This is a genomic window from Nocardia sp. NPDC059236 (assembly GCF_042754085.1).
Taxonomy (GTDB): Bacteria; Actinomycetota; Actinomycetes; order Mycobacteriales; family Mycobacteriaceae; genus Nocardia.
Window position 1 is genome coordinate 155,633 of sequence record NZ_JBHZAF010000015.1, and the last position, 25,593, is coordinate 181,225.

At 66.3% G+C, this 25,593-nt stretch carries 25 protein-coding genes and 1 pseudogene; 4 read left to right on the top strand and 22 right to left on the bottom strand.

Annotation, left to right across the window (positions count from 1 at the left end):
• Positions 1–13 precede the first annotated feature (13 nt).
• The 3 genes and pseudogenes from ACFXIV_RS32925 to ACFXIV_RS32935 form a co-directional block, all read right to left on the bottom strand.
• Positions 14–592, bottom strand: coding sequence for a zinc ribbon domain-containing protein (locus tag ACFXIV_RS32925; RefSeq protein ID WP_379401165.1), 579 nt, complete (start codon positions 590–592; stop codon positions 14–16).
• Entirely contained in the window at positions 576–1,733 is a 1,158-nt protein-coding gene (gene dprA / locus ACFXIV_RS32930) for a DNA-processing protein DprA (protein WP_379401164.1), read from the bottom strand. Before dprA ends, ACFXIV_RS32925 begins: the two co-directional genes overlap by 17 nt.
• Before the next feature lie 296 nt (positions 1,734–2,029).
• Positions 2,030–2,116 (bottom strand): annotated as a pseudogene (locus ACFXIV_RS32935) (hypothetical protein); the annotation flags it as partial.
• Positions 2,117–2,344: 228 nt separating this feature from the next.
• Between ACFXIV_RS32935 and ACFXIV_RS32940 the strand changes: the two are divergent.
• A complete protein-coding gene (locus tag ACFXIV_RS32940; RefSeq protein WP_379401163.1) occupies positions 2,345–2,860 on the top strand; it encodes a hypothetical protein in 516 nt (171 codons plus the stop codon).
• A gap of 141 nt (positions 2,861–3,001) precedes the next feature.
• Here ACFXIV_RS32940 and ACFXIV_RS32945 read toward each other — a convergent pair whose 3' ends face one another.
• From ACFXIV_RS32945 to ACFXIV_RS32970, 6 genes are all read right to left on the bottom strand, one after another.
• Entirely contained in the window at positions 3,002–3,451 is a 450-nt protein-coding gene (locus ACFXIV_RS32945) for a GNAT family N-acetyltransferase (protein ID WP_379401162.1), read from the bottom strand.
• Between the two features lie 322 nt (positions 3,452–3,773).
• The gene (locus ACFXIV_RS32950; protein ID WP_379401161.1) at positions 3,774–4,253 is read right to left on the bottom strand and encodes a hypothetical protein; all 480 of its coding nucleotides are present in this window, start codon (positions 4,251–4,253) and stop codon (positions 3,774–3,776) included.
• A 44-nt stretch (positions 4,254–4,297) separates the two neighbouring features.
• The gene (locus ACFXIV_RS32955; protein ID WP_379401160.1) at positions 4,298–5,926 is read right to left on the bottom strand and encodes an MFS transporter; all 1,629 of its coding nucleotides are present in this window, start codon (positions 5,924–5,926) and stop codon (positions 4,298–4,300) included.
• 487 nt (positions 5,927–6,413) lie between these two features.
• Positions 6,414–6,743 (bottom strand): DUF202 domain-containing protein, encoded by a 330-nt coding sequence (locus ACFXIV_RS32960; RefSeq protein WP_379401159.1) that lies wholly within the window; start codon positions 6,741–6,743, stop codon positions 6,414–6,416.
• Positions 6,740–7,117 carry a YidH family protein gene (locus ACFXIV_RS32965; protein WP_379401158.1) on the bottom strand — a complete coding sequence of 126 codons (378 nt, stop codon included), beginning with the start codon at positions 7,115–7,117 and terminating at the stop codon, positions 6,740–6,742. Before ACFXIV_RS32965 ends, ACFXIV_RS32960 begins: the two co-directional genes overlap by 4 nt.
• 529 nt (positions 7,118–7,646) lie before the next feature.
• Positions 7,647–8,606 carry a TauD/TfdA dioxygenase family protein gene (locus tag ACFXIV_RS32970; RefSeq protein WP_379401157.1) on the bottom strand — a complete coding sequence of 320 codons (960 nt, stop codon included), beginning with the start codon at positions 8,604–8,606 and terminating at the stop codon, positions 7,647–7,649.
• 76 nt (positions 8,607–8,682) lie between these two features.
• Between ACFXIV_RS32970 and ACFXIV_RS32975 the strand changes: the two genes are divergently transcribed.
• Positions 8,683–9,240: a helix-turn-helix domain-containing protein gene (locus tag ACFXIV_RS32975; protein ID WP_379401156.1), complete on the top strand. Its 558-nt coding sequence runs from the start codon at positions 8,683–8,685 to the stop codon at positions 9,238–9,240.
• A 186-nt stretch (positions 9,241–9,426) separates the two neighbouring features.
• Here ACFXIV_RS32975 and ACFXIV_RS32980 read toward each other — a convergent pair whose 3' ends face one another.
• From ACFXIV_RS32980 to ACFXIV_RS32990, 3 genes are all read right to left on the bottom strand, one after another.
• Positions 9,427–10,188 (bottom strand): hypothetical protein, encoded by a 762-nt coding sequence (locus ACFXIV_RS32980; protein WP_379401155.1) that lies wholly within the window; start codon positions 10,186–10,188, stop codon positions 9,427–9,429.
• On the bottom strand, positions 10,185–10,928 hold the full coding sequence (locus ACFXIV_RS32985) for a hypothetical protein (RefSeq protein WP_379401154.1): 744 nt from the start codon (positions 10,926–10,928) through the stop codon (positions 10,185–10,187). Before ACFXIV_RS32985 ends, ACFXIV_RS32980 begins: the two co-directional genes overlap by 4 nt.
• 534 nt (positions 10,929–11,462) lie before the next feature.
• Complete coding sequence (locus ACFXIV_RS32990) at positions 11,463–12,683, bottom strand: family 1 glycosylhydrolase (protein ID WP_379401153.1); 1,221 nt, start codon at positions 12,681–12,683, stop codon at positions 11,463–11,465.
• 264 nt (positions 12,684–12,947) lie between these two features.
• On the opposite strand from ACFXIV_RS32990, the gene ACFXIV_RS32995 reads away from it, so the two are divergent.
• On the top strand, positions 12,948–14,174 hold the full coding sequence (locus ACFXIV_RS32995; protein ID WP_379421373.1) for an MFS transporter: 1,227 nt from the start codon (positions 12,948–12,950) through the stop codon (positions 14,172–14,174).
• A 196-nt stretch (positions 14,175–14,370) separates the two neighbouring features.
• Here ACFXIV_RS32995 and ACFXIV_RS33000 read toward each other — a convergent pair whose 3' ends face one another.
• The 4 genes from ACFXIV_RS33000 to ACFXIV_RS33015 form a co-directional block, all read right to left on the bottom strand.
• Complete coding sequence (locus ACFXIV_RS33000; RefSeq protein ID WP_379401151.1) at positions 14,371–14,703, bottom strand: hypothetical protein; 333 nt, start codon at positions 14,701–14,703, stop codon at positions 14,371–14,373.
• Positions 14,704–15,117: 414 nt separating this feature from the next.
• Entirely contained in the window at positions 15,118–16,104 is a 987-nt protein-coding gene (locus ACFXIV_RS33005; protein WP_379401150.1) for a LacI family DNA-binding transcriptional regulator, read from the bottom strand.
• A gap of 532 nt (positions 16,105–16,636) precedes the next feature.
• On the bottom strand, positions 16,637–17,467 hold the full coding sequence (locus ACFXIV_RS33010; RefSeq protein ID WP_379401149.1) for an IclR family transcriptional regulator: 831 nt from the start codon (positions 17,465–17,467) through the stop codon (positions 16,637–16,639).
• 341 nt (positions 17,468–17,808) lie between these two features.
• A complete protein-coding gene (locus tag ACFXIV_RS33015; protein ID WP_379421374.1) occupies positions 17,809–18,684 on the bottom strand; it encodes a TauD/TfdA dioxygenase family protein in 876 nt (291 codons plus the stop codon).
• Positions 18,685–19,041: 357 nt separating this feature from the next.
• Here ACFXIV_RS33015 and ACFXIV_RS33020 point away from each other — a divergent pair, with 357 nt between their 5' ends.
• Complete coding sequence (locus ACFXIV_RS33020; RefSeq protein ID WP_379401147.1) at positions 19,042–19,197, top strand: hypothetical protein; 156 nt, start codon at positions 19,042–19,044, stop codon at positions 19,195–19,197.
• Positions 19,198–19,508: 311 nt separating this feature from the next.
• Here ACFXIV_RS33020 and ACFXIV_RS33025 read toward each other — a convergent pair whose 3' ends face one another.
• The 6 genes from ACFXIV_RS33025 to ACFXIV_RS33050 form a co-directional block, all read right to left on the bottom strand.
• Positions 19,509–20,501 (bottom strand): 1-aminocyclopropane-1-carboxylate deaminase/D-cysteine desulfhydrase, encoded by a 993-nt coding sequence (locus ACFXIV_RS33025; RefSeq protein ID WP_379401146.1) that lies wholly within the window; start codon positions 20,499–20,501, stop codon positions 19,509–19,511.
• 2 nt (positions 20,502–20,503) lie between these two features.
• The gene (locus ACFXIV_RS33030) at positions 20,504–21,805 is read right to left on the bottom strand and encodes a D-arabinono-1,4-lactone oxidase (protein WP_379401145.1); all 1,302 of its coding nucleotides are present in this window, start codon (positions 21,803–21,805) and stop codon (positions 20,504–20,506) included.
• A 97-nt stretch (positions 21,806–21,902) separates the two neighbouring features.
• On the bottom strand, positions 21,903–22,856 hold the full coding sequence (locus ACFXIV_RS33035; protein ID WP_379401144.1) for a LysR substrate-binding domain-containing protein: 954 nt from the start codon (positions 22,854–22,856) through the stop codon (positions 21,903–21,905).
• 23 nt (positions 22,857–22,879) lie between these two features.
• Entirely contained in the window at positions 22,880–23,032 is a 153-nt protein-coding gene (locus tag ACFXIV_RS33040; RefSeq protein ID WP_379401143.1) for a hypothetical protein, read from the bottom strand.
• A 692-nt stretch (positions 23,033–23,724) separates the two neighbouring features.
• Positions 23,725–23,778, bottom strand: coding sequence for a hypothetical protein (locus tag ACFXIV_RS33045; protein ID WP_379401219.1), 54 nt, complete (start codon positions 23,776–23,778; stop codon positions 23,725–23,727).
• Between the two features lie 1,151 nt (positions 23,779–24,929).
• Positions 24,930–25,523 carry a TetR/AcrR family transcriptional regulator gene (locus tag ACFXIV_RS33050; RefSeq protein ID WP_379401142.1) on the bottom strand — a complete coding sequence of 198 codons (594 nt, stop codon included), beginning with the start codon at positions 25,521–25,523 and terminating at the stop codon, positions 24,930–24,932.
• Positions 25,524–25,593: the final 70 nt, after the last annotated feature.

The window sequence follows — 25,593 nt, forward strand, 5'->3', positions numbered from 1 at the left end:
TATCAAGCACCGTTCACGCAGAGTGTCGTCCTGCGTGGCCCACCCGATTGCTCGGACAGGGTTGGCCCGCAACCGCAGTTTCGGGTCTTCCCGTGGCGATACCACTGCCCGGCGAACCGGGTCTGACATGGTTTCCATCGGGCATGTTTATCGTCCCGCCGCAACCCTGCGTGGACGCCAACACCGCCAAGTTCCTGGCGGCGTTGAGATCACGATCCAGCACGAGACCGCACCGATCGCACACGAACACCCGCTCGGACAGGGCCAGTTCGGCTTTCACCAACCCACACGACGAGCAGGTCTTGGAACTGGGATAGAACCGATCCGCCACCACCAGCTTGCCCCCATGACGGCGGATCTTGTAGCCGAGCTGGCGGCGCAACTCGCAAAACCCGGCATCCCCGGCACGACACAACAGCCCGAATAGCCGACACACCAACAAGATCCACCAACTCGTTCTCAGCTCTTTCCGAACAGCAGCACGCACCGAACAACACGACACACGACAAACACCAGATAGCTCAGTGCCGTCGCCCACCGCCTTTTGCAGATCCGAACCAGCTGGATCACAGCAATCACCGATGTTGTTCATGGGCGGCGACGATCGCGGTGGTAGTTGAGGTCGTGGGAGGGTTCGTGCGGTACCAGCCGTTGCCATCGCAGGCGACCAAGCCCGCGATCTCCAGTGCGGACAGAGTGGCACGGACCGCGGGCAATGGGAGGCCGGTGTCGGCGGCCAAGCCTCGAGGGAGGCGGGAACCGGTGCTGGGGAGGGCGGCGAAGACCAGGGCCTCGTCGCCGGAGAGATTGTCCTCCGGGCTGGGTGGGACCGCGCCCGGCAGGGACAGGCGCAGCGGCCCGGCTTCGTCGAGGATGTCCTCGGCGCGGGTGACGATGAAGGCTTCGCCCTCGCGGATCATGCGGTGGCAGCCGACCGAGGCGGCCGAGGTGACCGGGCCTGGAACGGCCATCGCGGGCCGGCCCAGCCGGCGGCACCATTTCACCGTGTTGCGCGCCCCGCTGCGCATCCCGGCCTCCACCACCACGACACCGTCCGCGAATGCCGCTATCAGCCGATTGCGGGCCAGGAAATGGTGTTTGCGCGCGGAGGTACCGGGTGGGTACTCGGTGACGACCAGACCGGTATCGACGATCTCGGCCAGCAGCTGATCGTGCTGCACGGGATACGGCCGATCCGGACCGCAGGCGAGCACGGCGATCGTCATACCGCCGACGGCCAGCGCGGCCCGGTGTGCCATCCCATCGATCCCGAACGCTGCCCCGGACACGATCGTCCACCCCCGCGCCGCGAGCTCACCGGCGATCTCGCCGGTCGCATGATTCCCGTACCCGGTGCTGCACCGCGCCCCCACCACCGCGATCGCCCGCTCGGTGGTCTCCAGCAGCGACCGCGGCCCCCGCACCCACAACACCAGCGGCACAGCCGCATCCGCATCCTGCGCCGGATCCAACTGCCCCAGCCCGAGCATCCGCCAGGCCGGCCACTCCGCATCGTCCGGCGTCACCACCCGCCCACCCAACCGCTCGATATACGCCAAATCCCTTTCCGCCCGGTCGATCCCCCGCCGCAGCTCCGTAGGCCCCCGCAACACCTCGGGCAATGCACACTCCCGCACCGCCCGCGCCGCCTCCACCACCCCCACCGACCCGATCAACGCCGACAACGCCGCACAGGGCCCCTCCACCACCCGCGACAAATACACCCAAGCCAACCGCCGCTCATCCGCACTCCCACCCGCAATTGCCCCGCCCACAGCGCCTTTCGCGTCGTGCTTCGCCCCCGTCCACCCGGAGCCCCGGCCGAATTCGCTGACGTGACCGGGTGCGCGTGACCCGGAATCGGTGATGCAGACCGAACCAGACCGACCAAGCCCGGTGTCGGTCGCATCGGCAGCACTTCGAGAGGCAGGCCCGACCGGTGCTCCCGCCGCCACATCCGCTGCGGCCGAATTGGATTCGTGGCGTACATCAGTACGCCGCATCGAATCGGGGTTGTCCGTCGTCTCGCTCATGCTCCACCTCGCTGTCGAAAGCTCAATGCCTGCAGGACGTCCTGGGCGCTGGGCACATCACCGCCACGCAAGTCACAGACGGTCCAGGCAACACGAGGCGGTGTCTTTCACCAAGCTAAGGCATACCTCATAACATTCCGGATGGCCTGTACCACAACTCATCTCACATCAGCATGAGCGAGCACTGCCGCCGGCCATACGACGCTCTGCCCATCGATCTTCCGATGCCCCGTGGCCGGTTCGGTCAGCGCGGGAAGCGGCACAAGCGTGCGAATCTATTGGTTACCATCCCTTGCTCGTCGGAGGTTGGCATGTCCGTCGTGCCTTCGGTTATCAGTGCAGTGGCAGCATCGCTAGCAGCTGCCTTTGCAGGCATGACTCTCTACATATCGGGCCGTCGCGAGAACCGAAAGTGGTTGCGAGAGGCTCTTATCGATGCCTACGTGGAATACCTGGACGCCAGTTTCGCCAGCCGCGGCGCGTATGCGCGCATTGCCCGAGTCGAAGGCTACGACGCCAGCGTATGCACGGAGATGCAAGCGCGAACCGATGAGGCATACTCCGCCCAAGCCCTCGTGCTCACTCGCCTTCGCCTCATCGCACCAAGGAAAGTCGTGTCGGCTGCCGAAGCACTCCATCTCGCCGATGGCGCCGTTATGCGCACCACATTCGAGCGGGAGCGGCCACCGATCGACGATGACGAATGGGCCGCGGCTAGAGACAAGCAACACCTCGCCCAGGAGCACTTCATCCGCGTGACGAGGCAATCGTTGCGGCTCGGTCAGAGTAGTTCCGTCATGAGAGGGTTTGAGTTTCCGGGCCCGTAAGGCCAGAACAGTAGCGCACGCGCTTCGGCAATAGCGCGCACTGCCGGCGGTCGTACGGCGTTCTGCCCGTTGATCTTCCGATGCCCCGCGCTGGCCGGTTCGGTCAGCTCGGTATGCGGCATGAGCGAGTGCTACAAGGACCTACAACTTATCTGCGGCGACCTCGTAGACGATCTCCAGACCATCCTCGTTGTCCCATTGCTCTCCGACCTCAACGAAGCCGTACTGCGATGCCAACCGATACGAAGCCAGGTTGTCGGGGCCGATGCTGACTCGAACCGTTCTCACCTGGGGTTCGCGAGCAGCACGCCGCAACAAGCACTCCAACGCTGCGCGTGCGTAGCCGCGTCGTCGATACGCTGGATCGACGGCATACCCGATCTCGACCATCCCCGATGCGTCGGGAAGCCCGTGAAAGCCCGCCCTGCCCACGGCAAGTTGCTGTTGTTCGTCCCAGATGACACCGGTGACCCACCCTGCGCTGGTTGGCTCTTCCTCGACTTGCGCGCCCCTCATCACCCACAGCCGTCGCCAATCGGGTCCTGCGAAATGAGCCGTCAGCGGGACCGGGCTGGCCGCATTTGCCGCCACAAGGTCTCCATCGGCGAGCGCCTCGTATGTTCGGCGGTTCAAGTGCACTATGCGCACACTCGGCCGAGAACCACATCCACCTGCAGCGACATGATCATGAGACATCTGGCAAACCTCCCATATGCTCCTTCACCTGCGCACCGGAATATTTGTCGAACTCGCATCTTCCCGACATCCCGTCATCGGCAGTAGCGGACGTTCTGCGCCGCAGCGGGTTCCAGCCGCCGGCACCCCGCGCTGGCCGGTTCGGTCAGCGCGGTATGCGGCAGAATAGTGCGTTCCACAGCTTTGCCGTGCACACAGCGCTGACGCCGCTCCTGTTCTAGTCGTCGAGCATGCCGGAATCGCTCGCGAGATCGAACCCGAACTGGCGCGCCATCTCCAACAAGAGGTGTTCCGATACCTCCGGGGCAACCCAACCGTGCCGCTTGGCGTGGTCGATGAAGTCGATCGGCGGAGCGACACGGCGAAACTCGACATAGTCTTCCCATGCCAGTTCCCACACCCATTCGCCGTCGGTCATCCAGCCGATGCGCACACGGGCATTCGGATTACCGGGCTCGAAAGGATCCTCGATCGCGCCCGGTGCCGCAACGATGCACGCAGCCGACCGCAGGTATCCGAGCAGGAGCTCAGCGTCACCCTGTGACAGCGTGTCCGGTACGGCGTCAAACCCCTCCTCGTTGCCACCGACATCGTCGATCCGATAAGGCGCAGAGACTCTTGGCATTTCATCCTCGATGATCCCAAGCACAGCCGATAGCCGACCAGGCAGAGACGCGATCGGCTTATCGACGCTCATCGGTGATTTCTCTGCTTTCGGTTTTCTCGCCGTGGCGGCTGGTCTCACACGGCGGGGTCGCCGGTGGCCGGGGTCCGGTCAGGGCGCACGGCGAGCGCGATGACGAGCGCTGCCAGGGCGGTCGCGGTGGCGAACCAGAATCCGAGTTCGAAGCCGCGGTCACCGAATACCTTGGGGATCACGTTGAGCTGCGGCGGGCGTCCGGCGATTCGCACACTGGCCGACATCGGGTGGGCTGCGGCGAGAGTGGTGACCAGGGTGCCGCCGATGGCCATGCCCACACCCTGGAACAGGCTGAACACACCGAAGCCGACGCCCGCCTGCTCCTGCGGGACCGTCTGGGCGACGAGAACTGCGGCAGCCGTGTAGTAGAGCCCGAGTGCCAGTCCGAAGACTGCGTTGGTGAGGGTGAGGATGTCCCAGGTGTGTGGTCCGACGGCCTCGACGAGGCCGATCATGGCGAACAATGCTGTCGCGGACGTCAACAGGAGCCTGGCCCCGACCTTGCGCGCGAGGATTGCGCCGATCACGGCGAAGGCGATCGTGATCAGGCCCTGGAGCAGGGCGATGCGCAAGGCGTAGTCGTGTGAACTGAATCCGCTGCTGTAGCTGAAGCCCGGGGTGAGGCTAACCTGCACGGCTTCGTGTGGCAGGCGCACTCCGCTGGCCTGGGCGACCTTCGCGAGAGTGTTTGTGACAATACCGTTTTCGATCGTGTCCGGGCTGGGCGTGCGGGCCATGTAGGTGATCGCGTAGGTCTGGACGCCGATCATGCACGACGCGAGCAGTCCCACCGCCAGGAGCAGGCGGAAGCGCGTCTGGAACAACACACGCGGATCGATGAGCGGCGTGCGCGCCCGCTGTTGCGCGAGAACGAATACCGCCAGCAACGCCAGCCCGCCGGCCAGCGCTGCGATGCTCGCGGGTTTGGTCCAGCCCCAGACCTGACCCCGGTCGATATAGGCGATCAGCAGTGCGGCACCGAGGGTGAGCAGGGCCGCGCCGGTGACGCTGAGGCGCTGTCGCGCAATCGGTTTCGAATCCGGTACGGACGCCACGACCAGTGCGATCATCACGGTGATGAATGCCAGCGATATCCAGAACGCCGCCTGCCAGCTGTGGGTTCGAGTCAGCCAGCCGCCGAACACCGGGGCGAAGGCCGCGGCGAATCCGAAGCCGGCTGCGATCGCGCCGAAGCCAAGAACCCTGTGCTTGCGCGGCAGCAGATCCCGGATGAGTCCGTAGGCGAGGACCACGCTCGCGGCGGCAAATGATTGCAGGAAGCGGCCGAGCAGGAAGACCGGCCAGCTGCCGGCAAGTGCGCAGACCACGCTTCCCACTGCGAACAGCGCGCCGCAGGTCAGCAAGGTCGGCTTCTTCCCCGATACGTCACCGATCCGGCCGATCAGTGGTGCGGCGGCGGCCCCGACGAGGCCGGACATGATGATCGTCCAGGCGATATTGGTGCCGCTGTTGGGGAACGAGGCCGCGATCTTCTCCAGCGCGGTCGCGGCCATCATGGTCTGGATCGGGGCGCTCTGGCTGAACAGGACGATGAGGAACACCGCCGTGAGCATCCGGGCCCATGAAACGCCCGACGGCTGGCCGGTCGCCTCGGGGGATTGCGGCGGATCAGCGGCGCCGGCCGGGTCGATGGCGGGAGTTGTGGACATTGCCAACCCCTTTCGGGAATTCAACAGATGACAGACGCGTGACATCACGCTGCGGGTAACCCGGCTATCGGGATAGGTGCGCAGCGAGTGGCGAAGTTCAGCACGCTCATATCGTCGACGAACTCAACTACTCCACAAGTTAAGTAGGACGAATATGGCACAAGTGGAATAATTTTGGGTGGATTTGCGCTTTTCGAATCGCTCGACTTCATGTCCCGCGCCGAGAACACGATCGCCGGCCTCAAGTTCGCGTTGAATTCCTTGTCGACGTGAGATATTCGCCGTGGCCTACCCGAGATCCCCTGCCAGCGCCCGCGTTGTCGCAAACCTGATTCGCGGACCGAGAGCCTGTGCGCCGTCGCCAGACCCCGTGTGCCGCTTCAAATCCGCGTCGACATCGTTGGCCCGGGAGAATTTCGGTGAGCTCGCAGTCGGTTAGTGGCGCAGCCCCGAGGCCGACCCTGCAGGTCTGCTTCAGAGGCTGCCCTCACAGCGCCACACGCAGAGCTACGAGCGCGGTGAGGGCAGCAAAGGTGGCGACGGCGACGGCGACGGTGAGCGCACCGATGCTGCGCGGCTGCCGTTGCCGCAGTTGCCGTGTGCGTCGCTGGGCGCAGATCGCGATCGCCGCGACCGTCAGCGCCGCGGTGGCCGCGGTTGCGTAAGCCGAGAGCGGGCCCGGTGCTGTCGTGAGGGCCGCGTGCACTGATGCCGCCAGCGCGACGGCCGCCGAGAGCGTGGTTCGCCGCCACGCGAGCGCTGTGCGTTCGACGGCAAGCCCGGGGTCGGGGGGCCATCGCGGCGCGCGGGCGGTCACGACACCAGCACCGAGGTGGTGGTGAGGATCGCGACGACGGCGACGGTCGCGGCGAGGAACGGCATCAGCGCCGGGGGTGGCAGTTCTTCCCCGCGGCGCATGGCCGTCTCGGCCTGCCGCCAATGCCGGTGGGCAGCCGCGGCGATCAGCACCGCCTGAGCGGCACACGTCGCAGTGATCGCTCGCCTGAGCCCGACGTTGGGCAACTGCTGGGTCAACGTCTGGACAGCGACGCCACCGGCGAGAAGTCCCAGTGCGGTGCGGATCCACGCCAGGAATGTGCGCTCGTTAGCCAGGCTGAACCGGTAGTCGATCGGGCCGCCGGGGTCAGCGACCGGTAGTGGCGGCCCGGTGTCGGTATCAGCGCTGCACAAGGTCGAAGGGTGGCCCTGGTTGGAAATGGGCATTTTGGCTGGTGCTCGCTTCTCTGCGATCCTGGATCCAATGCGATAGTCCACTGGTGGAATGACATTTCACGACACTGGCGGCATGGACTGGGTGGACGATGTCGGGCCGACGACGACACCGGCGCCCGCGGTCACCGGCGGCCCCGCGTACGCGCGGCATCGCCTGCACGGCACACCTGTGCGGGTAAGCCCCGGCCGATGCTGCTCAGCTCGAGCGACGAGCTGATGCCCGCCGAACAGTTAGCCGGGTTCGCCACACGACTCGGGGCCAACGGCACGCCGGTGGATACCGGTGTTGTTCCTGCCGGGCAAGCGTCACGCGGTCGCCTACGGCGACAACGCTCTCGGGCGACCGTCGGCTTCCTGTCGGACGGACAGGTCTTCTATCGAGGCCATGGTGCCTCTGGTCATTGGGCACACACCGCGCACGCGGGCCCAGCGGCGTTCACGGTTGGGCGGCAGCACCGGCCGAAGCGGGCGGTACCGCCGCAGGAGTTCATAGCTTCGGCCGGTCCCCGACGATCGAGGCGCGTTCCATCACACGAATCTGCGGCCAGTAGTCGCTCGACGCGTAGTGCTGAACTGCCCGGTTGTCCCAGAACGCGATGGTGTCCGGTTCCCACTGCAGCCGCACCTGATGCTCTGGGTAGTCGGCCTGCCGGCACAACCGATCCAGCAGCGCGCTGCTCGCGTCGGGGCTCAGGCCCGCGATCCGCTCGACGAAGATCCGGTTGACGTAGAGATGCTTGCGTCCGGTCTCGGGGTGGGTGGCCACCAGCGGGTGGTGAACCTCGGGATGCTTGGCCCGCATCTGCTCCCGCTGGTCCTCGGACAAGGCATGCCCGAAGGCGCGGGTGAAGTCGTGAACCGCGGTGAGCTCTTCGATCTCGGCGCGAGTATCGGAATCCAGCGAGTCGTAGGCGGCGTACATGTCCGAGAACAAGGTGTCACCGCCGACAGCGGGCACCGAGATCGCATGCAGGATCGCGCCTCGCGAGGGCGTTTCACGCCAGGTCACATCGTGGTGCCAGGTGTTCTCGAAGCCTGCGACCTGGGCGCTCTTCTCGAATCGGACCAATTCGGGCTGGCCGGTGTTGGCGGGGATGAAGGGATGGATTTCGAGATCGCCGAATCGGCGTGCGAAAGCCACGTGCTGGTCGGGTGTGATCGGCTGGTCCCGGAAGAACAGCACCTTGTAGTCCAGCAATGCCTGGCGCAGGTCGGCGACGACCTCGTCGGCCAGTTCGACGCGGAGGTCGATCCCGCTGATGAAGGCGCCCAGCGTCGACCCGACCTGATGGACGTCGAAGTTCTGCCAGCGCAGTCCCGCCAGGCGATCACGCTCAGCGGCCAGATGCGTGAACGGTCCGCTGATCAGCGGCGACCCCGGGATCTGGACGGGCCTGAGTCCGATGTCAGCGCCGGGGTCCTTGTCGACAACGACGGTGTCGCGCATTTCGCATGCCTCCTCGTGATTGCCAGCAATGGCTGTAGTCACTCGACTACAGCCTGGCATACGCTACTGTAGTCGAGTGACTACGTCCGAGGCAACAACTTCCCGAAGGACGCCCCCGCAAGGCCGGGAGGCCATCGTCGCGGCGGTCCTCGACAGTGCGACAGCGTTATTCGCCGAGCGTGGCCCCACCGCTACGTCGATTCGCGACATCGCCGAGCGGGCGGGGGTCAATCACGGCCTGGTGTTCCGGCATTTCGGCGCGAAGGACAAACTCGTCGCCGAGGTCCTCGATCATCTCGGAGCCGGCCACGCCGATCGCGAACTCTCCTCCACCGATACCCGATTGAGCCTGCATTGGACGGTGATCGCTCGTTGTCTGCTCGACGGATATCCGGCCGGTGAGCTGCAGCATCGATTCCCGGTGATGAACCGGTTGTTTCAGGTGGCGCAGCAGTATCACGACGAACGGCCCGACGCAGCTCTGGCGGCCGCGCATGCGGCTGCCCTCGAGCTGGGCTGGCAATTGTTCGGGCCGTTCCTGCGTAGCGCCGCCGGGCTGGACGAGCTCACGCTCGAGCAGTTGCAGGCGGCCGCCGACGAGCGCGCACGCAGGATCCTCACCTCCGGGCTGTAGCACCGTCGCGTCGCTGAGCCTTTCGCCAGCGCGTGGCCCGGTACTCGAGGCATCTCGCCGAAAGCAGCGGGATGCGGCGTGCCTGGTTACTCGCGTGAGCGGCCAGGCACGCTCGGATCGTTTCGCTCGCCGGTGTCGCGCGTCGAAACACCCGACGATTTCCGCTACGCGGTCACACCGCGGCGGTCATCTCTTTCCGCTCCCGCTGCTGCTTCCACCACTGGAGCCGGTGCCGAGTTTGGGTATGCGCAGATGGCTGTCGGGCACGCCTGCGGCGTTGGCGCCCTCTCCGTCCTTGGCGTACTGGCTCTGGCCCGGCGCCTTGGACAGCGTGTCGAGGTAGTTCCAGGCGGCATAGGCCGCCGCCGCGCCGCCGCCCAGGATCGTTCCCGCCAGGCCACCAGCACCGGCGAACACACCGATGATCGGCAGACCGGTGAGCAGGCAACCGATGGTCAGCACAACGCAGGACGCCAGTGCGACGACCACGCCGATCACGGCGCCTCCGATCGCTCCGGCCATCGGCCCGATCGCTATGGCCAGACCGAGCTTGCCCTGACCGTCGTCGAGGGCGAGCTGGTTTTCCAGCGGTGACGCGATCGGCTGGGCGCCGGCGATGTCGGGCAGCAACGACAAGGTCCGGCCATCAGCCGAAATATGAGGCTGCAGCTGGTATCTGCGGTTGTCGAGAGCGAAGGCGAGCGGGATCCGGCCCGCGGGTTGCCCAGCCGGGTCCACGACGGTGATCGCCGTACCGTCCTGATCGGCCTGGAAACTTCCGGCGTCGATGGTGGTCACCGCCAATCCGTCGGCGACCACGGTGCGGAACTCGGTTTCCCTGGCTGTGGAGGTGTCGATATCGGCGATCGCCTGCGGTGCGGTTACGGCGCAAGCGATTGCGATGCCACCGGCGGCCACCGTCGTGAAAGCCCGTCGGCGAATGCTCATCGGGCGGCCTCCGGCACCGGCGCGGGCGCGGACTGACGGAACGCGGGAATCTGGTCGGCGTACTGACTGGCCCCGGGGGCGGCCTGCATCGTCGTGTAGTAGTTCCACACTCCGTTGATCAGCCCCGGCCCGCCGCCCAGGACCAGACCGGCGATCCCTCCAGCACCACCGACCAGGGTGACGATCGGGAGCACGGTCAGCACGCATCCGATGGACAACACCACGCACGAGGCGCCCGCGACCGCAAGTCCGACACCGACTCCGATGACCGCGCCGACGATGGTGCCGATCAGGCTGCCCGCCGACAGCCCGAAGCTCACCGAGTTGAGTAGGTCGTTCATCGCGAGCTGGTTCTCCAGCGGGGAGGCGATCGGCTGCAGCGCAGTCGGCGGGACCCACCCGGCGCGCAGCTGCGGCGTCAGTCGAAGCTGCCGCCCGTCCGCCGAAATCGCGGCGTCGATGGGGTACCGCTGCCCATCCATGACGAAACTCAGCGGCACTGAGTCCCGAGCAGTCCCGGCCGCATCACGCAGGATGGCCTGGCCGAGGATCTGGTCGACGCTGAATCCACCGGTCTCCACCGACGCCACTACGGCATCGGCATCGCGAACGGCGCGGTAGTGCAGTGCCTCGGTGACCGCGTTCGCGCCCTCGGACGCTCCAGCGGGCAGGGGGGAAGCCGGCTCGGCGGCCGCGGTCGCCGCCGCAGCGACAGACATCGTTGCAACCACAGCGGTCACGCACAGTCCTTGTCGAAACTTCATGTACTTCATTGCTCTCTGAGAAGAGCCGATATCTGGTCACGAGCCCAGTCGGGCGGAGGCAAACATCGGCATGAACGTAATCACGAACATCAGGTCCATGACTAGCGCGCGCTACCTGTAGGCTACGTCACACCGGGTGATTGGTTAAGGAAATTCTCAGAGATTTTTCGAAGCTATTCCACTCACCGGAATTTGAAGTGCCGACAAATGGGGATAACCACATGCCAAAAGGGGAGCATGTGGTTATAACTGGCAGCGTCTATCGAGGTCAAGACCCGCTTTCGGGGCGAAAGATACTCCCACTCAGAGAGATACTCCCACTCAGCGGAAACTCGGCCAGTGTCGATGATTATGAAATTGCTACCCTCACCTCGAATTTGCGGTAGTTATCCTCACTGCACTTCAAGGACTCGGGAATGTTGTCCGGTGATGCATGCTCGCAGAATTTCCTTCGAACGGTGGTGGCCCCGCGCGAGCTGGGCGGGGGCCACCGCCGTTTACTGGCCGCCGTCAGCGGTCATGCCGGGGCAGTAGCGTCGATTCCGGCAGCCGGTTCGCTCGGGCCAGTCCGCCGAGCCAGGCTAGGGAGGGTTTCGGGGTGCGCGCGAAGGTGTCACGGTCGACAGCGATCAACCCGAATGTGGGGTCCCATCGGCCCCATTCGTAGTTGTCGAGCGCGGACCAGTGCAGGTAACCCCGCACGTCCACGCCGTCGTCGATGGCAGCGTGCAGGTGGCTCAGCGCTTCGCTGGTGTAGGCGATGCGGCGGTCGTCGTCGGCGGTGGCGATGCCGTTCTCGGTGACCAGCACTGGGGTGCCATTGGTGACGGCCCAGGCGTTGTGAACCGCCAGCCCCAGAGCGTCGGGGCGGTAGGCCCATCCGGTGATCGTGTTGTCCATACGCTTTGGATGCAGGCGGGGTCCGTCGGGGCCGACGCTGCGAGAGGTGTAGGCCTGAGTGCCGACGAAGTCGTCGTCGATGGCCGCGGCGAGGTACATGTCCTCCCAGATCCAATTGGCTTCCGCCAGTTGCGCTTCGCAGCCGGGGTCCGCGGTGAACGCCTGCTGGGCGACGGTCCATCCGACCGCGGCGCGGGTGTTTTCCCGCAGGATCTCGCGGGCGGCATGGTGCGCCGCGATGAGGGTGGTGCCGATCTCCTCGTTCGGGGTGGGCAGCGCGCCCGCGGCCAGTCGCGCCAGCACCTCGGAGTCCATCTCGGTCAGGCTGCGGCGCACGTCGGTCATCACCGCGACCATGTTGGATTCGTTGATGGTGCATACCCACTCGACATCGGCGAGCAGGGGCGACACCGCGGTGACGTAATCGGCGAATCGATCCACCGCGTCGGGACCGACCCAGCCGCCCGCCTCGGCGAACCACCGCGGATTGGTGAAGTGGTGCAGGGTGACCACGGGGGTGAGACCCAGTTCGATCGCGGTATCGATCATGCGCCGATAGTGATCGAGCGACGCGCGCGAGAACCGTCCCGGCTCCGGTTCGATGCGGGCCCATTCCACGCCGAACCGATAGGCGTTGAGCCCGGCGTCGGCGAGCAATGTCATGTCCTCGCGGTAGCGGTGGTAGCTGTCCACGGCGTCGCCGCTTCGTTCGGGCAGATACGACCCGGCGCTGTTCTCCTGTAGCCACCAGTCGCTGTTGAGGTTGTTGCCCTCGGTCTGGTGCGGTGAGGTCGCGGCTCCCCACAGGAATTCGCGCGCGAGTCGCGCCATGTCGCCTCCTCGATGAGTCCCATTACGGTGAACGGCATTTCAAATCTCAGTGGATGCAGATTCGCTGCGAACCTTGCGCTTCCCCGCGCTATCATCCTACTAGCCCGCGCTAGTATTCCACTAGTTGAATATGCCTCGACTATGGCATTAGTGACATGGAACGTCAACCGTCACTCCGGCAAGCCCGCACCGATCCCGAGGACCCGAATGCGCCATCCAGCCCCCGCTCAACCCACCAACCAAGACGCTGACGCGGCGCCGGCCATGGTGGAACTCTCACCCCAGGGGCTGCGCCGGCTCTTCGTCTGGGCTCCGTTCACCGCTGCGGTGCCGCAGCTCGCCTTCGGCATCACCGCCTACTTCACGGCGTTGCAGATCCAGACGCTAGATCCCGACCACAAGCTCGAACAGCTCGCCCTGGTGAACACCGTCGTCGCGATCGTCACCATCGGGGTGCAGCCGGTGGTCGGCGCCTTGTCCGACCGCACCCGGACCCGTCGCGGCGCGCGTGCGCCGTGGCTGCTCATCGGCGCGCTCATCGGCGCTCCGGCGCTGGTGGTGACCGGCATGGCGCAGTCCGTGCCGTGGCTGCTCGCCTCGGCGGTACTGGTGCACGTCGGATTCCACACCCTCGCCGGGCCGCTGTCGGCGATCCAGCCCGACCGGGTCCCGATCCAACGGCGCGGCCGCTTCTCCTCGCTGTTCGGGCTCGGGACCATCGCAGGCGGCATACTCGTACCGGTGATCGGGTCGCGGTTCGCGACCAGCATCCCGCTCGGCTACACGGTCACCGCAGTACTGCTGCTGGCGATCACGATCGCCTTCATCCTCCGCAATCCCGAGGGCGACAACCGGGCCGCTGTCTCGGTGAGCGGGAGCGCCACGCGATGCCTGCTGCGGGGGCTGTGGATCAATCCGTTGCGCCACCCCGATTTCTGCTGGGTCTTCGCGGGCCGACTCCTGCTGTTCGGGGGCTACGCCATGATCCACACGTTCCAGCTCTACCTGTTGCAGGACTACATCGGACTAACCCGCGACCAAGCCACCAACCTCACGCCCAAGATCGCCATGGTGAGCGCACCCGGATTCGTCCTGGCCGTCGCACTGTCGGGGCTGATCTCCGACCGCATCGGCCGCCGCAAACCCGTCGTGCTTGCTGGTGGCCTGGTGGTCGCTGCCGCGGCGGTGATTCCCGCCGTCACCGCCACAACCGCGGGAATCGTGGCCTCGTTCGCCGTGCTGTCCATCGGCTTCGGCATCTTCATCTCGGTCGACCAGGCGCTGGCCACCCAGGTGCTGCCCGATCAGCAATCCGGCGCGGCCCAGGGACTGGGTCTGCTCAATATCGCTGCGGCGCTGCCCAACGCGATCGCCCCGGCGCTGGCCGCGGCCGTGGTGAGCGGCTTCGGCGGCTACGCCGCGCTGTATGTCACCGTCGCGGTGATCGGGGTGGCCGGAGCCTGTGCAGTACTGCCGGTCAAGGTGCGCTGACGCCCGGCCTCGGCGTGCGAGGTGCTGCGACGTCATGTGCCCGAGGTCGCCGATACCGAAACGCTGCAACTCCTGAGCCCCCGGCCTCACTCGACCTGGCTGCAGTTTCGCCAACCTGGTCTCGGCTCAGAAACAGCACACCTGGCAACACCCCGATACATGGGATTGCACGCCAGCCGCCTCAGCACGGTCCAGCTCAAATATTCGCTGTCGGTGCCGAGTCGGGAACCACCCGGAATCGGGCTCGCTGGACCGGCGTACCCAGCTCGTCGGCCACTGCGCTGCCCCTGGCCGGGAACCGGCCTGCCAGCAGCTGATCCCGCAGCAGCTCCACGCGAGTGATGTGGGGATCGATGTCGTCGGACCCCCACCTGTGCAGCAGCTCAGTCATCGCGATCGCCAGATCACGGTCTATGGGAAACTCCGTGGTTTGCGGCAGGCTTCGATCGCGATGGCGGAAGCGTGCCACTTGGTCACGGCGTGCGACAAGCTCGTTCTCGACCAACTGCAGTATCTGTTCCTGGGTCATGAATCCCGCGAAGCTCAACCGAGCCCGGAACTCCGGATCGGTGAATTTCGTCGGCGGCATGTAGGGGCCGGTGAGCCAATCCACAAAGACCGTCATCCCCTCGGCGGTCAGATGGTAGGTCTTCGCATCCTGCGGCCCGGGTCGCGCCTCGACCTCATAACGGACCAGCCCTCCTCGGCCATCCGCGATAATGCCCGATACACCTGACTCATCTGCGTGTTCGACCGCCGGTATTCCATTTGTTGAATACCAATCTATGCCACTGATCGCCGCCCTCCTCCCCGGAGCCGAAGCGGCGCACCAGCCCGGGCCGAGATGCCGATGCCTGATGTGCAGGCGCTGCGAAGCGAGGTCGCCGCATAGGGCCGTGGCCGGTGCGGTACGAACGCGGGCTGGGCGTTGAGCCCCGATCGTTCAAATACCACCTGCTGCGACCGTGGATTCGCGCGGAAACAGTTGTGCTGTCCAGTCCGGTACCTCGGTCGGTGCGGGCCGGCCGTCGGCCTCGTGCAAGGCCATCCGCGCCAGATAGCGGGCCAGACTGTCGGTGTCGACCGTGACGCTCGAGATCGCCGGAACGAAAAGCTCGGCCAGCGGCGCATTGTCGTGACCGACAACGGCCAGCTCGGCGGGTACCCGCAGCCCCGCGCGCACCACGGCACCCAGAACTACCGCGGCCACCGTGTCGTTGTAGGCGACCACACCGGTCACACCGGCCGCGCGCCAGGCTTCGACGGCGCGCTCAGCGCTGCCGTCGCGGTGATCGACCGCAACCACCGATTCGAGATGCATACCGAACTCTGCGACCGCGGCGCGCGCTGCGCGGGTCCTGCCCGCGATGAGGCTCGCCGGACGCGGATCTCGCGAGGTGGCAATGGCCAGCCGCCGGTGCCCGAGGTCATAGAGGTGCTCGACCTGCCGTCGAGGGCCCGCGGTGATCAACGGCAGCTCGGGCTCGCCCGGTCCGGTGCTGACGTCGGGAAGCACCTTGCGAACGCCGCTGGCCCGGATTGCGGCGAGGTCCTCGGCATCGAACAAACCGAAGCACACCACCACCTCGGGATTGATGTACTCCCAGAGCGGACGGGCTCGTTCACCCCTGCGATAGGTATGGACCACTGGCCAGTAGCCGCCCTGTTCGAGAACGTCGACGGCGACATCGAGACTCCGCTGGAGCGTGTAACCCACCGGCCAGTCGGGCAGCAGAATCAGAATGCATCTACTGCGGCCACTGGCCAAAGCCTGCGCCGCGGCGTTCGGCCGATAACCCAAACGCGACGCCTCCGCCAGGACTCGCTCCCGGGTTGCGGCCGAAATCGCTTGTCCCGGAGTGCTGTTGAGGACGAAGCCCACCGTCGCCCGCGATATCCCCAATGATCTGGCGATATCGGCAGCCGTCACTCGACCCACAGTCGGCTCCACAGCACGTCTACACTCCTCGACCACTCGTACCCGCAACAGCTTGACCTATCCGGCCACAGGCGGGCAAGCAGCCAGCGCCTGGCGGGCACACGAGAGCTGCCACGATCATCCGACGCACTTCGCGGGCCGAAGCAACCGCTCGCCGCAGCCCCGGGTGCCGTGGACGAGCCCAGGAAACACCCTGGCCTCGGGTGGGACGTCGTGTTCGGCCGAACATCCGCGCAGCCGGTCACATCATCCTGGAACGGGTCGCTCACGCAGCAGCGAACGACCGTGCGGGCCGCGATGCCGCCTAACAATGCATGCGAATTCGGTTTCGCACGCTCGCCGGCGACCGCGGATCCACCCGCACCGCGCCGAGCGCACTCACCGAGCGTCCAAGACCCCGGCCGGCCCACCCAGTGTGGGCGCGGCAGCGCGTCGATGCTGTCCGAGACCCGGCGCGGCTGCCCGTCGCCAACTGGCCCTGACTTCCGTCGGCCCTGCGGGCGCAAATCGTAACGGAAGCCGCTCAAGCGGTATTTCGACGTCCTGCGAGAGAAGATCCGGGGGATTCGTGAGAATCCACAGGACTCGTGACCGCATGCGCGCCGCGAGGTGAATTTCTCGCAGTTGCCGGTCGTGGCGTGGTGATGCCGGACGGGTCCAACTGCAGTGAGACACGTTGTGCGGCTCCGATGACCAGCGAGGCAAATTTTCTGAGGTTCGCCCCCGTTCCCGGCGCGCTTACGCCGATAGCGCCCCGGACACCGTCGGCTCCATGAATGACCGCGGCGACGCCGTCAAACCCGCGCAGGTACTCACCGCTGTCGAACGCCAACCCGCCACCGCTGTGGATGCGGCGTAACTCGGCGTACAGGGCGCGCCGGCTCGTAATGGTCTTTGGAGTGCACGGCCGCAATCCTGCGGCCAGCGCCTTGCCGGCCTGTTCCGGGCCGATGGCCGCGAGCAGGGCTTTGCCGAGCGCAGTCGCATAGGCCGGTGCACGATGACCGAGACCGACTCCAGCACCCGACCCCAGCCGCGTGACTCGGTCGACGAACACGACTTCGTCGAAATCGAGGATGCCGAGATAGGCGGTTGCGCCAGTGTGTGCGTGCAATTCTTCGAGCGCAGGTCGCGCTGTGATCCGCAGTTCTTCGTCGGTGCCGCGAGTGACGCCCAGACGCAACGCTCGCGGCCCGAGCCCGTATCCCGAGGGGCGCCGTCGCAACCAGCCCAGCACGGACAAATGCTCGAGGATGCGATAGGAGCTCGACCGCGGCAGCCCGGTGCGACTGGCGATCTCACCGAGCGGCATCCACACCGACGGGTCGTCGAACAGGTCGAGGATCAGTGTCATTCGTTCCAGCATCGACGGCGGGGCGCCGCTGGTATTCGGCCGGCCCGTACCTGATCCGGTCCGGGTCGACACATCGTTCGGGAAAGGGGGTATTGCCGCGTTCACACCATCTCCATGTTTGTCGTGGTCATCGCGGCCGAACCTTCGTCAGTCGTAAAGCCGCAGCGCTGTGGGTTGTTTGTTCAGATGGCGGTCACAGTCTGAACATCACGCCAGGTCCGGTCGAGGCTGCACCGCGATTCGGTCGCCATCGGGCTCGCCGCCGACCGCCAGCCGCCGCAGCGCATGTGTCACTCAAATCGCACTCCAATAGCAGGACGCAGGCATCCATCCCGAGCTCGTCACCGGTGCGGGCGCGTTCCGACGATGGACGCGCGATCCATCACTCGGATCGTGGGCCAGTAGTCGGGCATGGTGTAGTGCTGAACCGCGCGGTTGTCCCAGAATGCGACCGTATGCGGTTCCCAACGCAGCCGAACCTGATGCTCAGGATGGTCGGCAATCCGGTGGCAGACACGGTCGAGCAACTCAGCCCCAGCGTCGCGATCCATACCGTCGATCTGTTCGACGAAGATCTGGTTGACGAACAGATGCCGCCGACCGGTTTCAGGATGCACACAGACCATGGGGTGCTTGACCGTCGGATGCGCGTCCCGCATCACCTCGCGCTTGTCCTCGGGCAGCGCATTCCCGAATACGCGGCTGAAGTCGTGGATCGCATCGCGCGAATCGATGAGGCTTCTGGTCTCCTCGTCGAGCAATTCATACGCGGCGTACATGTCGGAGAACAGGGTGTCTCCCCCGAGGACAGGGACCTCGAGCGCATGCTGGATCACACCGAGCGAAGGCCGCTCGCGCCAGGTGAGCTCGTGGTGCCAGCCGTTCTCGAATCCGGTCACCTGCCCGCTCTTGCGGAAGCGGATCAGGTCGGGGTGACCAGTATTGGACGGGACGAAGGGGTGGATCTCGAGCTCCCCGAAGCGTCGCGCGAAGACCACATGCTGCGCAGCGCTCATGGGCTGCTCGCGAAAGGACAGGACTTTGTAATCGAGCAGCGCCTGACGCAGCTCGGCGACCACCACCTCCGGCAGGTCCGTGGTGAGGTCGACGCCTGAGATCTCAGCGCCCAGTGTCGAACCCATTCGAACAGCGTCGAAGTGCTGCCACTGCAACATTGCCAGTCGATCGCGTTCGGTTGCCACGAAGGTTTCGGTCACGAGGTTCCTCTCGGAAAAGCCGCGCAAAGCTTCCGTAGTCAATCGGCTACGGTCGGCACATGCGCGCTAGTGTAGTCACATGACTACATGCTGGGCAACAAACCTAATCCGTGGTCGAACTTCCGGCCCATCGCTCGCGCCCGCGCCGATTCATCGTCGAGTGGTGTCAGGCCGCCTGAGTTCTCCGCCTGCCTCTCGGCGCACCTCGGTGCCCGCGCGCGCTCGGCCCGGCCATACACAACACCCGATGAAGAACGACGCTGTCGCCGGTGACAACCACCGATCCGATGCCACAGCCGCTGGGGTTCGAGTGATTCAGGCCGCGGGCACGACGGTTCGGCTAACTACTACGCGCTGGTGTCCTACACACTCGTCGCTGGAACGCTGGAATTAGTCGCCGCGTGGCTACGTGGGGAATTCGCCACCAGCCGTGAACATCTCGTCGATGTGGTCTCCGCCATGCTGCTGTCGAGCACCCACATCACCACCCAATTGCCCACGGACCGCCGCTGAGTCGGGCACGTATCGTCGCTGTGCTCCACAGTGTTCGATCAACCATCCACCCATCGGCATAGCGCGTTCGCGTGCAAGGTCACCCACCCGGACTAGCTAACCCGCTACGTCACGATCCTTTACCCGGCGCTGCGTCTTGTGGCAGCCGCCGCCCAGCTCACCCATAGAACCGAATGAATCCACACCAGCGGGTTGTGACAACGCCATCTACCGGGGTGGTCCGCGTGAACCGGCCCGATCCGGTCGGCTGCGGTGATCTCGGCTGATCGCGGCGCCCTTTTACGCTCGTTTCGAGCTGCGGTCCCGTGTGATCACCGAGTGCCGTCGGTGTGTAGATAGACGATGGGTCCGGCGCCGAATCCCTGCTGCGGGTCCAGGATCGCGGCCATTGCTTTGGCGGTGTAGACGGGTTCGAGGTGTAGTCCGGCGTTCTCGCGGGCCGATATCTGTGCGGCCCGGCCGGAGTTGGTCGCGTGGCCGTAGCCGGGACCGAGCTGGTCGCGCACCAGCAGCAGCCGATCTGCCGTCAGTGCCACGTTCTTCGGTAGGTGCGCGCCGCGGGCCCGCAGCAGCCGTTCGGTACGCTCGGCCGTACGCAGCAGGCCGCGCGGGTCGAGCCGGAGCTTGTCGTTGACCACGACCCCCACCACCCGGGTGCGCAACCCGGCGACGGTGAGCCCCAGCGCCAGCCCGGCGGCCGTGCCGCCAGAGCCGACGGCGGTGACGATATGTGTCGGTTCGGGCATGACGCCCGCCGAAACCTGGGCCGCGAGTTCCAGGCCGACCTCGACGTAGCCGAGCAGGCCCAGCGGCGACGACCCACCGGCAGGCAGCAGATACGGCGGGGTCGACCCGGTGCGGTGCCGGGCCAGCAGCCACGGCACGGTGAGTGCGGTGCGCGCCACGGTGTGCGTGAAATACACGGTGGCGCCGGAGTTCCGGATGCGCTCGAGCTGGGCGCGCACATGCTCGTCCACCGGCTGGTCGACCAGGGCCAGCACGGTGGCGAGCCCCTGCTCGCGCGCGTAGAGCGCGGTGGCCAGCCCCCAGTTAGTACCCAGTCCGCCGACGGTGAGGATGGTGCGCCGGCCTCGGCGGACGACGTCGGGCAGTAGCCACTCCAGTTTGCGGACCTTATTGCCGCCCCAGCCACCGTCACCGAAGGCGCCCTCGTCCGCGAGCCAGATCTCGGTCTCGGTGCCGGGAAACGGTGGCAGCCGGCGCAGAGGGGTCGGTGCCGCGCCCAGCGACAGGTGCGGCACGGTATCGCGGAGCTCGGGGAAACGGTCGTACAGCAGAGGCACGCTCAATCCCCCAGTACGCGCGCGACGTAGGCGTTGGTGAAGCGGCGGCCCGGATCCAGCCGGTCCCGGACCGCAGCGAACCGATCCCAGTCCGGGTACTCCGGGGCCAGGTCGGCGGCGGAGCGGAAGTGCCGTTTGCCCCAGTGCGGCCGCCCACCGAACCCGCGCAGGATCTGTTCCACGGCACGGAAATACGGCTCCCAAGCCATCCGCTCGAACTGATGCACTGCGATATAGCAGCTGGCCCGGCCTGCGGCCGGGCTGAGGAAGGCGTCGTCGGGGGCCACGAAACGCACTTCGATCGGCACCGGGACGTCGAAGCGCGGCTGTTCGGCGAGCGCCAGAACCTGCCGCACCGCCTCGGCGGCGTTCCCGCGCGGGATGGCGTACTCCATCTCGGTGATCGGCACGCGGCGTGGGGTAGCGAAGATCCGGTAGGAGCGATCGACCCGGCGGGTGCTGCCGGATAGCCTGGTGCACAACCGGTTCAGCGCCGGAATCCACTGCGGCCGAGCGCGGCCGAGCCGGCAGACGCCCCAGAAGGTGTAGTTGGTGAGCAGTTCGTCCTGGAACCATTCGGCGGCCTTCGACGGTGGCCGGGGCGCTTCCGAGGTCCGATTCCAGGTCTTGGTCATGGCCAGCGGGCTGTGCGGGAAAGCAAAGAAGCCGAAATGGTCGTTGCCATCGGCCAATTCATCGAGCCTCTCCAGCACCTCGGCGCGCGGCGCGACGGTGTCCACGCCCGCCAGCGTGAACGCGGGCACCGCCTGCAGGGTCACCGCGCTCACCACGCCCAGCGCACCCAGGCTCACCCGGGCGGCACGGTAGGCTTCCGGATCGCTGTCGGCATCGATCTCGATCCGGTCGCCGCCGGCCAGTGTCAGTTCGATCGACCGCAGGCTCGCCGACAGATTCGGCAGGCCGACGCCGGCACCGTGTGTGCCGGTGGCGGTGGCGCCCGCGATGGACTGCACATCGATGTCGCCGAGGTTTGCGAAGGCCAGACCCTGCTCCCACATCGCCGCGCTCAGTGCACCCAGTGAGATCCCGGCCTCACAGCGCACCAGACCGGAGGAGCGGTCGATGTCGAGGACCCGGTTCATCCGTTCCAGGGTGATCAGCGTGCCGTCGGTGAGCACGGCGTCGTTGAACGAGTGCCCCGCGCCGGCCACTCGAACGACCTCGCCGTGCTGGCCGGCCCGCTCAACCACGGCGGCCAGTTCCGCTGCGTTGGAAGGACGCTCGATGGCGCGGGGGCGGCACATCTGGTCGCCTGCGAAGTTTCGCCAGGTGGATTGATTCATGGACCGGACGCTACGACTGGTGGGCGGCCGGGCGGAAACATCTGGATCCGGGTGATCGACCGAATACGGCTGTGAATCCTCGGCGCGCGGTGAATCGTCAGAGCAACGCCGGCGGTGGTGCGGGATCGCCGAAATCGGGTTCGGCCACTAACCGCACCAGCTCCGGGTGCTCGTCGCGCACCGTCTGCGCCAGCTCCACGAACGAGCGCACCAGCACCGAGGACCGGCCACGCCGCCGGCCCACCGCGACCCGGCTCGGCGCGGCATCGGCGATCGGCACAAGTTTCACCCCGGGAAAGGTCAGCCAGCGGCACGCTGCGGCGGTGACCACGATCCCTACCCCCGCCATCACCTTGTGCATTTCCTCGAGCAGCGTGGTGGACCGGGAGACCACCGGTGCGGCCCGTCCACCCCGATGGGAATCCAACTCCCAGAACGAGTTCCATGTACGGTCGGCGCAGGCCGACCCGAGGATCGGCTCGTCCAGCAAGTCCTGAGCCGACACCACCGTCCGGTCCGCCAGCCGATGTCCCGGTGGCAGCGCGACGACCACCGGCTCGCTGAACAGCGGCATGAAGTCGAGTTCGGGCGCCGAGATCGGCAACCGGACGAAGGCCACGTCCACCTCACCACCGCACAGACCCGCCGACGGATCGTCGTAGGCGAACTGCCGCAGCTCCAGTCGCGCACCCGGATGGCGCTGCCGGAACGCGGACAGGATGGGATCGGTCAGCGTCAGCGCCGCACCCTCCAGGAAACCCAGCGTCAGCTGTTCGTGCTCACCACGCTCGAGTGCGCGCGCACGGTCCACCGCCGTCCCCGCGGCCGCCAGCAGGGCCCGCGCGTCCGCCAGGAAAGCCACCCCGGCCGCGGTCAGTTCGACGGTGCGGGTGCTTCGCACGAACAGAGTCACCCCGATCTGCTGCTCGAGCTGCCTGATCTGCGCGCTCAAAGACTGCTGGGCAACATGCACCCGCACGGACGCGCGGGTGAAGTTCAATTCCTCGGCCACCGCGACGAAATAGCGCAGGTGCCGCATGTGCAGATCCACCGGACCAGTCTAGGTCCCGAACATCACCGCAGGTAACCGAAGACCTTGGCCGCCAGATCGGTCAAGATTTCGCTCGCGCCGCCGCCGATGCCGAGAATACGGACGTCGGGGTAGTGGCGGTCGACCTCGATCTCGAGTTCATCGCGACCTACCAGGCGCACGCCGCCGACACCCACAACCGGCCGGCAATCCTTCCCCCGCCACGATCAGGCTGCGGTGATCGGCGCGCACCTGAACGAACCGCCACCCACGCCCCGCGTTGTCCGTGCCAAAACCGCACGATAATCGGCATGAGCGGACATTCGAAAGAGCCGCGACGTCAGGCCACAGACCACATCAGCCTCGTCGGTGCCACCTGAGGGTGCGACAACACCGCCATCTACCGCTGCGAGTCACAACGCTCGCGCCTCCGCGTGGGTGTTCGGGTTCGTCAGACGATCGCTTTCCGAACACTCGAGCGACATGGGTGGACGGGACGGGGGAGCCGGTAACGACCCCATCATCAGTCGGCCACGATCGGGCACCGACCGGTTGAGAAGTCCGACCTGTTGGTATGCGCTGAGGTGTCGGCGCAGCACGCAACCCCCCTGACCCTGCTGAGCCGATACCAGTGTGGGATGCGCCATTCTCCGGGCATCCGTGCCTACATGGCGTCGTGCTCGGTGCGGATGAGGGTCAGGTCGATGTAGAGCCGTGTTCGCAGGCCTATCGGTGCAGGTAGCATGGGCTGCGCCCCCGCGTGTGGTGTGCGGTTGGCCCGATGTCGCGCTGCGGGGTGTCTGCTGCAAGTTCGGTTCTTCTCCGGATCTTCTCGACCACGTGAGGGGTTCGACGATGACGTCTGTGGCACCGGCCAGTAACTGGCCTCTCATGCTCGGCCGCGCAGCGGTGTTTCCCGCCCGGGACGCCGGCCTGAGCGCACCGTTCATCTTGGTGGGCGACTCGAACATAACGGCCGTCGATCCCGGCGCCTTCGCCCGGCAACTCGACAGCCCGGGGTACTCGTTCCGGGAGGCGCTGCACGCCGCCGGCGCCGACTTGATCCTGGTGTCGCTGGGCACCAGCGACACCCTCGACGACGCCGCCCACCGCAGCGTGCTGGAGGTCCTGTTCCGCGCGAGCGGCGAGCGCGTGGGCTCGTCTCCGCTGACGGTCTGCGGGATCGGGCGCGGAGCCCTGCAACTGCGCTACACCCTGGCCAGCTGCGAGTGCGACCGCATCGACCACCAGACCGGGCAGTTCGTGTCCTACGCCAGCCCTACCCCGACCGCCGCAGAGACCGACGCGCTCACCAGGGTCGGCTCCTGGCCGGTCAGGCCTCGCAGACTCGAGGTCGCAGGCCCGGGCATCACCGCGGAGGGCTTCGACTACGAGAACAGAGACTTCGACGGCCTCATCCTCGGCGCGGCAGCCAACCGGGACCCGCTGTTCACCGAAGAGCTGGGCACCAACATCATCGAAGAGACCATCGACCGATAGGACACGGGGTCCGAGTAGAAACGGCGCAAAAAACAACGACAATGGCTTGACCAGCAGCGATGGCGGCGTTTTCCGAATGGGCTTCGGATCCCGCGTGTTTCTGGTTTTCCTCCCCCACCTGCGAGCGGGCCGCGTGTTTGTCATGGGTGGTTCGTATCCGCCGCGCGGCGTGGTGACCCGTGGGTGCGCATGCGCGCACCTATCATGATCAGTGGTTATCCGGTCGGGCCACGGTCGGGTGACTCGCTGGATATGCCGTACATCCCCGCCCGGCTTGGCTCGGCAAACCCGTTGGCCGGGCGGGGACCGGCGGGTAGGGGGTCAGCTCGGCGGGGCTCGGCAATCGGCGATTTCACCGCCGAGACCAGTTCCGGCATCCGCGAAGTCGTATCAGCTCGGACACCGGCAATCTGAAATCCCGCCCACGATCGACGCGCTCATCGGCAATAGCGGACGTTCTGCGGCGCACAGGGTTCCAGCCGCCGGCGCCTCGCCGGTTCGGTCAGCGCGGTATGCGGCTAGAAGCGGATGGTGAGTTCGCGTAGTTCGGGTGTGCCGAGGACTTTTCAGTGACGCCGGTAGCAAGGCTGTGGGTCAGGTTCGGCTGTCGAGGACCAGTGGCACCAGCTGCCGCGAGGCGAAGTCGCGCAGCTGTTGTTCGGTTGCCAGGTTCGGGGCGGCGTCGGGGGTCAGGATCAACGAGTGGACCAGGCGCACGATCATCGCCGCCAGTTCGTCGGCGTATGGAAGGCCGGGACTGGCCACGAGAATGCGTTCGGCGACGAAACCGGTTGCCAGCTCCAGGATTCCGGCCCCGGCGGTGGTGAGGGCGGGCAGGGTTTCGTCCAGATCCACCAGCAGGGCTTTGGTCAGAATTCGGTTGGTGCGCAGCGTGATCACGGTGACAGCGAGGCCGGTCCGCACCCGTTCGGCGGGATCGGTGATGGGATCGACGCGCGCGCTGATCTCCTCGAGCACTCGGGCCGTCTCGCGCAGCATCGCCGCGCGCACGATGTCGTCCTTGGCGCCCAGCCGCCGGTACAGGGTGGCGCGATTGATCCCGGCCGCCCGCGCGATGTCATCGGTGCTGGCTCGCGAGATCCCGATTTCGGCGAACAAGCCCAGCGCGGCATCGAGTATTCGGGCGTCGGTATCGGAAACGACGGGGGCGGGTGCGTCGGCGGGCATGAGTCGAATGTACTCACCCGTTGCCCACTTCCCGCAACTATGCAACGATAATTATTATCCGTTGCATTGA